This is a genomic window from Microbacterium sp. H6, assembly GCF_003314775.1.
GTDB lineage: Bacteria > Actinomycetota > Actinomycetes > Actinomycetales > Microbacteriaceae > Microbacterium > Microbacterium oxydans.
This window is the reverse complement of record NZ_QOAY01000219.1, coordinates 316-1,832: the sequence shown is the minus strand read 5'-3', so window position 1 is coordinate 1,832 and position 1,517 is coordinate 316. Positions and strand designations below refer to the sequence as shown.

At 69.6% G+C, this 1,517-nt stretch carries 1 protein-coding gene; it reads left to right on the top strand.

Annotated features, from left to right (window positions below):
- Positions 1-271: 271 nt before the first annotated feature.
- Positions 272-1,517: NtaA/DmoA family FMN-dependent monooxygenase (locus DSP71_RS14380; RefSeq protein ID WP_258546457.1), on the top strand; the 1,246-nt coding region annotated here is incomplete at its 3' end.

The window sequence follows — 1,517 nt, the reverse complement described above, 5'->3', positions numbered from 1 at the left end:
CTCGCTCGTCACCACCTCGGCCGCCCAGGCGAACCTCCCCGTCACCTGGGCCAGCATCGCCCTGCTGTGCCTGCTCGGCGTGCTCCTCATCATCGTCCTCGCCCTGGTGCGCAAGCGCGTGCTCTGGTGGAGCGACGGCGAGGTCACGGCCAAGGGCTGACGCGGCGCCCGCCTCCCGGGACGGGATCCCCCACCCGTCCCGGGGTTCCTCCGGCGTGCCCGGAGAACAGCCCAGATCCACCCGAACCACCCACAAGGAAGGCACCCGCACATGACCGATCAGAACACCGTCAAACCGCTGCGTCTCGGCCTCTTCGAGAACGCGCAGGCGAACGACTCCGGTACCGCGACCTGGCGGCACCCCGACAACGGGCGCTACCTGTTCGACAAGCTCGAGTACTGGCGCGACACCGCGCGCATGGTCGAGGACGCCGGGTTCGACTTCCTTTTCCTCGCGGATGCCTGGGGATGGGCCGACGTCGCGGGTGAACGCCCCGACATCTGCTCCGTCGAAGGCCTCGATCTGCCCCGGCTCGACCCGGCGATCATCCTTGCCGCACTCATCCCCGAGACCACGCGACTGGGGCTCGTCGCCACCGGATCCACGCTGCTCGAGCCGCCCTACTCCTTCGCCCGCCGCATGGCGACGCTCGACATCCTCTCGGGCGGACGCATCGGCTGGAACGTGGTCACCACCGGTACCGCCGACACCGCGGTGCAGGGCTTCGGCGTGCCGATGGTCGGTCACGACGAGCGCTACCTCATGGCCGACGACTTCATGCAGGTCGTCTACAAGCTGTGGGAGCAGGCCTGGGAGGAAGGCGCCCTGGAGCGCGACAAGGCCGGTCGCTTCGCCGACCCGTCCAAGGTGCACCGCATCGCGCACGACGGTCCCTATTTCCGCTCGCACGGCTACGGCAACACCTCGCGCTCGCCGCAGGGGACGCCGGTGCTGTTCCAGGCCGGGGCATCGCCCGCCGGTCGCGAGTTCGGCGGCAAGCACGGCGAGGCGATCTTCGTCGGCAGCGGTTCGGTCGAACAGCTCAGTGCGCACTCGAGTGCGATCCGCGAGGAGGCCGTCAAGAACGGTCGCGGGGCCGACGAGGTCAAGATCATGTCGGCGTTCGCCGCGGTCGTCGGCAGCACCGAGGAGGAGGCCCGGCGCAAGTACGCCGAGGTCGCCGACGCGCAGAACCCCGATGTCACGGTCGCCTCCTACGCATGGTTCACCGGCCTCGACCTCTCGGCGTACGCGCCGAACACGCCGATGTCGGAGCTCAGCACCGAACTCTCGCAGACGCAGGTCGCGCGCTTCGCGGACAAGACCGTCGGCGATGTGCTGGGGGATTGGCACGCGCACGGCGTCGGAGCCCGCCCCATCGTCGGCACCCCGGAGCAGGTCGCTAACCGGATGATCGAGCTCGCCGACGGCGCCGACCTCGACGGGTTCCTGTTCGCCCCCGTCATCCCGCCGGCCTCGACCGTCGACTTCATCGAGCACGTGCTGCCGATCCTCA